Raw genomic sequence first — 10,052 nt, 5'->3', positions numbered from 1 at the left:
TAGGGATTATTTTTATTGTAATAATTTAAAATGGTAGATCATCTTCACTAATTGAAGTGCTCTCACTTTCATACGTATTTGAAGCTGAAGATTTCTCTTTCACTTTTACGTCTTTAGCTTTCTTTTCTTCTAAAAAATCACTATCATCTTGATCTTTTAAAAGATCTAAATCAACAAAATCATGATCAGGAGATTGTTTTGCTGTTAAACTTTCCTGTGCTAGTTTAACTTTATCTTCAGGGCTGTATTGTGTAGATACAACTAAATCTGCATTTGGATTTATTGCTGATTGAGGACCTGTTTTATATTGCTCATATACAGCGTCCTGATTTGCGCCAAAATTAGAATTTGCTTTTGCACCAGAATCTTCTTGCCATTGATTCAAGCTAGCTTGATGATTCATGTAATCATCAGCAAAGTTTTGTTGATAACCTTGAGACTGCGGGGCATAATGATTTGCTAAATTTTGTTCAGAACCATAAGGTGAGTAGCCATTATTATTCGCCCAATTATTTCCTTGGTAACTATTTTGATAGTTGTTCGGATAGCTATTGGAATTTTGAAAACCATTCTGGTTCTGGTAGTTATTTTGGTTTTGATAACTATTTTGATTACCGTTATAGTAATTCTGGTTATTGTAGCCAGCGTAATTATTGCCATTAGGGTTATTCATGAAACTATTGTTACCATAATTTCCATTACCATAACCATCTACATCACCATATTGGTTTTCATTATTACGTGGAGGACGAATAAGAGCTTGCACAGTATCAGCTTGGATCTCTATCGAAGTTCTTTCTGTATTTGTTAGCTTATCCAAATATTTTCTTGACTTTATACTTCCTTCAACAAAAACTAAAGAACCTTTAGCTATTGTGTGGATCACTCTTACAGATCTTTCGTTGTAACAAACAATTCTATGCCAATCTGTATTACTTTGCCACTGATTTGTGGTACGATCTAACCAAAAAGTACTTGTTGCTAACGAAAAAGCAGCAAACTCCCCATTTCTTGATTGAAAGAATTCAGGATCTCTACCTACATTCCCAACTAAGTAAACTTTATTTAAATACATTGCCATAGCTAAATATCCTTATCTAATTTTAGCCCTTGCTTACGCAAGAGCTTATATTTGTTAGAATGGAATTTGATCGTCAGAATCAACTTCTTCAGCCACAACATTTTTACTTACTGTTTGATTTGTAGCTTTACTACTTAAAGGTTGACTTTCAGTTGCTTCGTAAGGACTACTTTGGCTTGTTTCTTTCTTGAAAGTTGTCGAGCTATTGCCCCAACTTGCAGTAGTTCCTGAGTTAGCATTGCTAGAAAAACCACTATTAAAACCTGAAGATTGATTATTAAATCCAGAATCTTGCGAGTTTTGATTATTAAAGTTTGAGTTCTGACTGCTAAAGCCTGAATTTTGGTTATTGAACCCACCGTTGTTAAAACCTGCGTTTTGGTTATTAAATCCAGAACGATTGTTTTGTGAGTTAAATGAATTCTGATTTGCAAAACCATTGCTATTATTAGCAAAGTTTTGTCTTTCTAAAATATGAAGATTTTCTACTGAAATCTCAATCGTATTTCTTTCAGTATTAGTTGCTTGATCCATATATTTACGATTACGTAATGAACCTTCAACGTAAACATATGAACCTTTACGAATATTTTGTATTGCTTGTGCTAAAGGTTGAGGGGTATTACTATTTAAGAAAACAACACAGCGATGCCAATCTGTAGCATTTACCCATTCACCGGTATTATTATCTCTGTAACTTCTTGAAGTAGCAACAGAGAAAGTATAAAGGGTATAACCTTGACCATTAAATACTTGAGGATCTTGTCCTAAGTTACCGATTAAAGTCACTCGGTTTAAGTATAAAGCCATACTATGCTCCTATAACTGATTAAAATGTATTACGATAGATCATTAATTTTTTAATATTCGTTTAAATAATTTTTCGTTTAAATTTTTTACTTTCGTTTTCTTATTTTTCCGTAATTTAAATCGTTACATTTAAACTAATTACTAGAGAAGTAGCAATATTAATTATTAATGATATTCTTTTTACAAGGATATGCTTCATTATAACATAATTATCTTATTTATAGACTTCTAAAACTATAAAAGTATAGTTAAGATAATACCTAATCCTGCCGATAAATCACGTATAATATTAGATATCTTTACGTATCATCCAAATTAAAGTATGCAAGAAAATAAATTTATTCACCTCCAAAATGCCTATGTTAACAACTTACACATCCCTGATTTAAAAATTCCTTTAAATCAGTTTGTTGTTCTTTCAGGGCCATCTGGAAGTGGTAAAACAACTCTTATTAAAGACATTCTCATCCCTAAATCACAAGAGATCCTAAACCTTTCACCGCAATCCTTTAATATAAGCTCATATTACAATAATAACAAGCGTTTACAAGTTACAGGTATAACTCCTATTCAGTACTTAAGCCAACGCTTTATCAATAAAAATAAACGTTTAAATTTAGCTCAACTTCTTGGTATTGATCATCCTTTAAATCTTCTTTTTACTTACTTTGCAACATTTAATAATCAAGAAGGTAATCAAGCTTTAACTTATGAAACTTTAGTTAAATTAATTGAAGATTCTCCAGCTCCTGATGAGCAATTTTATGAAGTAGTTAAAGACCGCATACAACAACGTTTTTACTTAACTATGCCTGTACCTTTAGCACTTATTCCAAGCGTACAGAAACTAGATTTTTCTTCGGCTAAGGATTTGAGTAAAGAAGAAATTGTCGACTTTAATAAAAAAATCTTAAACATAATTGAAGACTTCTATTCTTCTTATCTAGATATAGTTATCATTAATAAAAAGCACTTATTTGACTTCTATGATCTTAAAGATTTTGAAGTTAATGACTTGCCTTTTGCAATAGAAAGTATTGACGTTTCTTTTAACAAGTTCCGTAATGGGAAAGTTTTATCTGAAGATTTCTTGGTTGAACTCCAGTCAGATTTTTATGAAGTTTTACAATTTCAAGAAAAACTATTTCAAGACTTATTCAATCAAAATGCTTCTTTACTAACTAATTTAACCTCTCTAGGTTTAACTGAACTCGATAAAAAAGAAGTTACAGACTATAGTAATAAAAACTTTAACGCTCTAAGATTAGTTTATCCGCCTCAAATTGGCTTTTACTCTCCACTAAATAAGAAAGTAGAAGACCATAGTCTAATCAGTACAGTAAGCTCGGGGGATAAAGAACAAATCCTTGATCTAAAAAATCCTTCTACCTTTTCAACTTATGGTAAACACCGCTGTCAGAGCTGCGGTGGCACTGGGATTGATCCAGTTGAAGATAATAGTACCAAAGATCTTTGCTCTACATGTTTTGGTACAGGATTAGCAGAGCACATTTTCCAAGCTACCTTTGCTGATAAAAATTATGCAGAGCTTTATAACTTAACTTTAGAAAAGCTTCACTCTTTCTTAAAAGCTCAAATTACCACTATTGAAGATGAGCAAGCTAATTCTTCAATTATCGATTTAGAAGCCTTTAAAAATGCTTTAATCGGTGAAATTGTTGAAAAACTAGAGCATTTAATTGATATAAACATTACTTACCTTAACTTAGCTCGTAAAATTGATACTTTATCTGGTGGCGAAGTTCAACGTATTTTACTAAGTAAAATTCTAAGTAGTCAAACTACAAATGTAACTTATATCCTAGATGAACCTTCAATTGGTCTACACCCTGCAGATAATCATCGCTTAATTAAAAAAATCCGTCAGCTCGTAGAAAAAGGTAATTCTGTTATTGCTATTGAACACGATCGTGACTTTATTGAGCAAGCTGACTACCTTATCTACTTAAATGAAGGAAATATTTTATTTAATGATCAAAGAGCGAATTTAGATAAAGCTGACCTTGCTTTAAATAAATATCTCAAATTTGAGCAACCAATATCTCAAGTTTTATCTGAAGTAAATAATTTTGAGTATAACCAAGAGCTCGATAGTTTAAGAGCCACTATCGATCAAGAAAGCCTTAAAGTTGCTTTAGTTAATACCAATTACAAACGTACTTTTACTTTAGAAAAAATTGAAGAGTATGCGAAAGAACAAGGTGTTGCAGTAAAAACCTTGGTTTCTCCAGAATATCGAGCACAAAAGTTAAAAGATCACACTAAAATTGTTTATAAAAACATCAATGTGGGTTACTTTGAACAAGAAACAATTACGCTTGTGCGCAATGCTATTAACGTAATTACAGGGGTTTCTGGTTCTGGTAAATCAATATTTGCGGATAAAGTGCTTTACGCAGCAACTGAAGCTTGTTTAAAAATCAAAGAAAAAGAATTTGAAACAAAACGTTGCTTACCAAAAGATCTGCAGAAAAAATTTAAGCTAGATAATATTCTCGGGATTGGTTTTGAAAAGAAATCACGTCTAAGTAGATTTGATCGCGTTCTTTATGCTAGTCAATCTATTGGTAAAAATGACTATAGTAAAACTCTACTCAAATTTATCGAGATGGATGAAGAGCTTGCTACCCTATTTTATGAAAATAGTGCAATGCTTCAACGTGAACAAAAAGGTAAGGCTAAAAACCTAACTGCCAAAGATTTTGTTGTGAAAAGAAAATACACAAAAAATCTTTGTCCAGAATGTAAAGGGAAGCAGTTTATTACAATTAACCTCGAAGAGGATAATGTAGAGAAAGTTACCTGCTTTGAGTGTAATGGTGCTGGATTTGCTCCATATGTCCTTGCAGAAACTATTGCTTACGATCCTAATTCCAGTGTTAAATACAATATTTCCGAATTTAGTAATTTAACTGTAGATCAAGCCTTTGATTTCTTAATCAAATATCACAAACGTAATCCTTCTTTAAATTTAAAAAATATTATCTTAAAACTAGGATATTTAAAGCGTTTCCGCTTAGGACATTTAAATCTTAACCGCTATTTAAGTAATATCTCTGGTGGGGAGCTACAAAGGCTATACCTTATCAAAGAAATTTCTATCACTGACGTTAAAACAAGACGTAAAAACCCAGAATGTCTAATCATTATTGACGAACCATCCACAGGCTTACACTTTGATGATATTCAATCTATGTTAGACTTTATGGTAGAGCTAAAAAATGAGGGGCATACGCTTGTTATTATTGAACACAATGTTGATTTAATCTACAACTGTGATTACCTTGTTGAGTTTGGTCCAGGTTCAGCTGAAAAAGGTGGTAAAGTTATTTTCTCCGGAACAATAAAAGATCTACTCGACACTGTAAATTCAAAAAATAGCCCATATCTTAGTAGTATTATGCAAGAGATTTCTAATTATCACTTAAATTACCAAAAAATTATTGAGCATTTAAACTAAGATCATTTTTACTCTTTGTTATAATGTCAAGGTTCACTTTAATAATTTTTAATTAGATTTTTGCTATAATATTAGCGAGAAAAAAGTCTCCTCTTAGTTTTTCACAAATAAGTACTAATACAATCTGGAAAATAAATGTTTAAAAAAATCTTTGGAATGTTTTCAAACGATATTGCAATCGATCTTGGAACAGCTAACACTCTAATTTACGTACGTGATAAAGGTATCGTTCTAGACGAACCATCAGTAGTAGCTGTACGTCGTGATGCAAATGGTGCTTTACTTGACATTGCTGATGTTGGTCACAATGCTAAAGCTATGTTAGGTAAAACTCCTAAAAACCTTCTAGCTTCTCGTCCGTTAAAAGATGGTGTAATCTCAAACTATCTTTTAACTGAAAAGATGTTACAGTTTTTTATCAAAAAAATTCACAAACCTACTTATTTCTTCCGCCCAAGTCCGCGTGTATTAGTATGTGTACCTGCCCAATCTACTCAAGTTGAGCGTCGTGCAATTAAAGAAGCGGCTTTAGGTGCTGGTGCGCGTGAAGTATACCTTATTGAAGAGCCTATGGCTGCTGCATTAGGTGCAGGCTTACCTGTAAGTTCTCCTAAAGGTTCTTTCATCGTTGATATCGGTGGTGGTACAACAGAAGTTGCTGTACTTTCATTAGACGGGATTGAATGTGCAATCTCTGAAAGAGTTGGTGGTGACCAAATTGATGAAGCTATCATTTCACACATTAGAACAAAATTTGGTTTAAAAATCGGTGAGCACACTGCTGAACGTATTAAACATGAAGTAGGTTCTGCAATCTACTTAAGCGAAGAAGAAAATAAAACTATTGTTATCCAAGGTTTTAATATTAATGAAGATCTTCCTCGTGAAGCAACTATTACTTCTAATGATGTAGTAGAAGCAATCGCTGATCCACTAGATAAAATTGTACGTGCAGTTCAATCAACTATCCAAAAAACCAAACCTGAACTAGCTGCTGATATCTATAAAAATGGTATTACACTTTCAGGTGGTGGCGCTTTATTAAAAAATATTGACAAACTAATCTCTGATAAAACAGGTATTGGTTGTTACATCGCGGACGAGCCTCTAACTTGTGTTGCTCGTGGTGGCGGTAAAGCATTAGAAAAAATCATTCGTGATGGTTATGATTCATTTACAACTGATGAAATTCCTCATAACTAGTGCAAAAAATTAAATAAAAATAAATGCCTAACTAGATAATAGTTAGGCATTTATTTTATTAATCTTCTTGGTAAGCTACTACAGAAGCTGGAGAAACAACTCTACCATTTAACTCATAACCTTGTGAAACTATATGAGCTACAGTTCCAGCTTGTTCAGGAGTTTGATATGGGTATTGTGCTACAGCGTCATGGATATTAGGATCAAACTTATCACCAACTTGACCATAAATTTTAATTCCATGAGCTTCTAAAGCTTTTTTGAATTCCGCTTCAAAGCTAACTAAGTTACCCGTAAACTGATCAAAATCTTGATGATTTGAATCTTTTGGTAAACGGCTGATTGCTAAGTTTAAGTTAGAGAATAAAGGTTTAATTGCATCTTTTACAATTTTCTCATTAGCAAAGTCTTTAGCGTTATTACTATCTCTTTTAGCACGCTCTAAACGACGCTTTTCTTCTTCTAACATGTATTTAGCACCCGCTAAACGTTGGGTATCTCTATCTAAATCTGTAGTTAAAATTGTTTTTACTTGTTCGTATTGTTTTGCAACTAATACTTTTAATTGCGCAACTAAAGTTTTTTGCTCTTCTTCAGTTAAAGCATTTTCTTTCAGAGCTTTAATAGTATCTTCTAGATAAGAAATTGCTTTTTCAGAAACAAAACCTTTGTCAGAAACTTCACTTGCTAAATCAATCTTAGGCTCTTCAACTACCTCAGCTTCCACTTCTGTATTCTCTTTGTCTTCAAAACTAGCTTCTGCTGTATTGTCAGCTTCCTCTTGAGTTGTTGTCTCTTGTTTAGCTTCTGTTTCCTCTGCTTTTGCTTCTGCTTCTGCAGTTTGAGTTTGTTCAGTTGCTTTTACTTCTTCAGTCTCTACTGAAGTTTCATTTTCTTTATTAAAATCAGCTTTATAATGCATCTCAGTCACTCCTAGAACTATTTCTCTTCTTCAGACTTCTCTGTTTCTTGAGTATCTAATTGCTCTTCTTTCTGATGAACACCTAGACTTGCTAAAGCATCTTCAAAAGATTTAACAATTAGTTTTACCCCTTCAACACTAGCTCTAAGATTCTCTTCGCTTTCACATAAAGCATAGTATTTGTTTACTTCTTCTTTTAATTTTACTAGAGCTGGTTTTAAACTTTCTTCGTAAAGTTTTGCTCTCACACCATTTACTAATAAGCTACGAGTAGATTCTTCAAAACTTAAAGTTCTTTTAATACTATTTAACTCATCTGTAAACTGTACTAATTCACTTTGTAACTCATTATAAGCTTTAACGCTTTCATTTAGTTTCAAAGTAACTACTAAATAATCGTTTAAACTTTGCTCAAGATCTTGAGGTAGTTCATCATTAGCTAGATTAGTAGCAATTCTATTTAATTCAGCTAATTCAGGACAAACTTCTAAATCTACTTCTTTAGTCATACTAAATCCTTAGAGATTTTTTGTTTTATTATTAATAATACTTTCCTATGTATAATATATAGCAAAAATCTAAAAAATCAAGTTAAAAAACGCTTTATCTCTTTTACTTTTTAAATATTTACGTCTTTTTAACTATGTTTTATACTTTTAGATTAAGCTGACCAAATCTCAATTTTTGAAGTTAAGGTATCTATTTTATACATCTGTAAGTTTTTCTCTGCAGCTTGTTCATTAGTTAAACAAAAATCTTTAAACTTACGTAGATACCAATTTAATAATGTTTCAGAACGTGGAACATAAACGTAACAAGTAGCTCCAGTTCCAGTTAGCTGTAAATTATTACTAAACTTCTCTTTTAAATTATTAATAAGAGGATTTGAACTAAAGAAGTAAGCAGCAAAGGAATTCACGTTCTTTTCATTACCATTAACGTCTAAAGTAAAATCACTTAGCATGTTAGTCCAACTTTGTAAGGAAATTTGTTTATAAAACTCAACATCTTCATCATGAAGCTGTGCTACTTCGCTACTTAAGTTATTAAAAGCTTCTTTAGTGTTTACTTTATAGTCAGAGGTAAATACTAAGAAATAGCCATCTAACCAACTACTATATTTTTGTTCTAAGTGTTTAGCTAAACTAATGTAGTCTAGTGCTTGATCCGGAATAATATTTGGATTACGGTTAACTGCTTCGATTAGTAAACGAGTTAAGTCTAATAAAATTAACAATAACTGATGCACAAAGGCAGTGTTTTCAGAAATCTTGAACTCTCTTGAACCGTAGTCATAAAAGCTTAAAGGATCTGTTAAATCATAGCCATTTCTTGCTAACTCTTGTTCAGCTCTTTCTACATATCTAAATAATTGGTCAAAGATTAAATAAAACTCTTTATATTGCGGAGTAAAAAGTAAATCACCAATACGATAAGCTAATGAAGATTTAGCATAAACAAAAATCGAACAATCAGCCCCTACTCTTTGGGCAATTGATACTAGATTACTAGGAGTTAATAGAGGAAAAAAGCGATGAGCTACAGCTTTTAAAATAGCAGAACCATTTGATGACCCACCACCGAGCCCTCCTTGTACCGGAATTCTTTTATCAACGTTTACTACTAATTTATAGCTTGCAAAGCGTTTAATATGCTCAAGCTCGCAAGTACTTAAAAGTTCAGGACTATTAACTAGTTGATAAATTGCTTTATAAATCAGGTTTTCTTCTTTTGAGGCTATATTATCAAAACCGTTAATTTCTAAATTTTCTAAGAAGATTTTGCCAGCTTCTTTTAAATTAGCAGGCATAGTACTAGGGTCAGCAATTTGCTCCCAAGTTACTAATAAATAGTCAGATATCTGTGGCAGAATTTTAAAATATGTACTTATAGCATGGTATCCATTGCTACATTTTCCATCAACATTTAAAAGCAGATTTAATTTAGCTGGTGAATTTATTACGTAAGATTCTTTCATAATTTTTCAGGTCTAGATTAAAAACATCTATCTATTATAAATTAGTTATCTACCTTTATTAGACTTTTCTCTCTTAAACTACTACAAATTATACAGTTTTATAAGATTTATTTGACAGTATTAACAAATGCTAGTAAAATACGTAGAAATGTGCAAATTTTGCAACGTAAAAAATATAAAGTTATTACTTATTGTTTTTAAAGCAAAATTAAAGCAAATGCTTTTAGGTGCACATTAAATTAACCATACTTTAACAAGCTTAAGCTTGTATTTGTTAAAGATAAAAATTTAGATAAAAGTAAATACAAAGTTTAAATTATCCTGACAAATTAGTTTTACTTTCTTCTCAGGCAACCTTACTCTTACTAAGTAAAACTAATATAGAATCTTACGCTATTTAAAACTTTATGTTTACTAATGTTTTTACAACTCAATAAGGAGTACATATGCGTAAAATTAAAAAGAAATCTATCAAAAACTTACGTAGAGTAATGAATTTCAAACACAGACTAGTACGTTTAAATCGTAAACGTTCATTACAAAATGGTAATAAGCAAAGCAATGGTTAATTACTCAA

General features: G+C 31.6%; 8 protein-coding genes. 3 read left to right on the top strand and 5 right to left on the bottom strand.

What is annotated here, in order from left to right:
* Positions 1 to 25: 25 nt before the first annotated feature.
* Positions 26 to 1,081 carry a single-stranded DNA-binding protein gene (locus tag CKF54_RS06810; protein WP_119525609.1) on the bottom strand — a complete coding sequence of 352 codons (1,056 nt, stop codon included), beginning with the start codon at positions 1,079 to 1,081 and terminating at the stop codon, positions 26 to 28.
* Positions 1,082 to 1,135: 54 nt separating this feature from the next.
* Positions 1,136 to 1,891, bottom strand: coding sequence for a single-stranded DNA-binding protein (locus CKF54_RS06805; RefSeq protein WP_119525608.1), 756 nt, complete (start codon positions 1,889 to 1,891; stop codon positions 1,136 to 1,138).
* Positions 1,892 to 2,213: 322 nt separating this feature from the next.
* Here CKF54_RS06805 and CKF54_RS06800 point away from each other — a divergent pair, with 322 nt between their 5' ends.
* The gene (locus CKF54_RS06800; RefSeq protein WP_119525607.1) at positions 2,214 to 5,372 is read left to right on the top strand and encodes a hypothetical protein; all 3,159 of its coding nucleotides are present in this window, start codon (positions 2,214 to 2,216) and stop codon (positions 5,370 to 5,372) included.
* Between the two features lie 135 nt (positions 5,373 to 5,507).
* Complete coding sequence (locus tag CKF54_RS06795; RefSeq protein WP_119525606.1) at positions 5,508 to 6,575, top strand: rod shape-determining protein; 1,068 nt, start codon at positions 5,508 to 5,510, stop codon at positions 6,573 to 6,575.
* 58 nt (positions 6,576 to 6,633) lie between these two features.
* On the opposite strand, the gene grpE is transcribed toward CKF54_RS06795, so the two are convergent.
* The 3 genes from grpE to CKF54_RS06780 form a co-directional block, all read right to left on the bottom strand.
* On the bottom strand, positions 6,634 to 7,497 hold the full coding sequence (gene grpE / locus CKF54_RS06790; RefSeq protein ID WP_119525605.1) for a nucleotide exchange factor GrpE: 864 nt from the start codon (positions 7,495 to 7,497) through the stop codon (positions 6,634 to 6,636).
* Between the two features lie 17 nt (positions 7,498 to 7,514).
* The gene (locus tag CKF54_RS06785) at positions 7,515 to 8,006 is read right to left on the bottom strand and encodes a hypothetical protein (RefSeq protein ID WP_119525604.1); all 492 of its coding nucleotides are present in this window, start codon (positions 8,004 to 8,006) and stop codon (positions 7,515 to 7,517) included.
* A gap of 152 nt (positions 8,007 to 8,158) precedes the next feature.
* Positions 8,159 to 9,475, bottom strand: coding sequence for a hypothetical protein (locus CKF54_RS06780; RefSeq protein WP_119525603.1), 1,317 nt, complete (start codon positions 9,473 to 9,475; stop codon positions 8,159 to 8,161).
* 446 nt (positions 9,476 to 9,921) lie between these two features.
* On the opposite strand from CKF54_RS06780, the gene CKF54_RS08285 reads away from it, so the two are divergent.
* Positions 9,922 to 10,044, top strand: a complete 123-nt coding sequence (locus CKF54_RS08285; RefSeq protein ID WP_262407827.1) for a hypothetical protein — start codon at positions 9,922 to 9,924, stop codon at positions 10,042 to 10,044.
* The last annotated feature ends 8 nt before the right edge of the window (positions 10,045 to 10,052 follow it).

Source organism: Psittacicella hinzii (genome assembly GCF_003585885.1).
GTDB lineage: Bacteria > Pseudomonadota > Gammaproteobacteria > Enterobacterales > Psittacicellaceae > Psittacicella.
The sequence above is the reverse complement of the archived record's forward strand: the minus strand, read 5'-3'. Positions and strand labels throughout refer to the sequence as shown.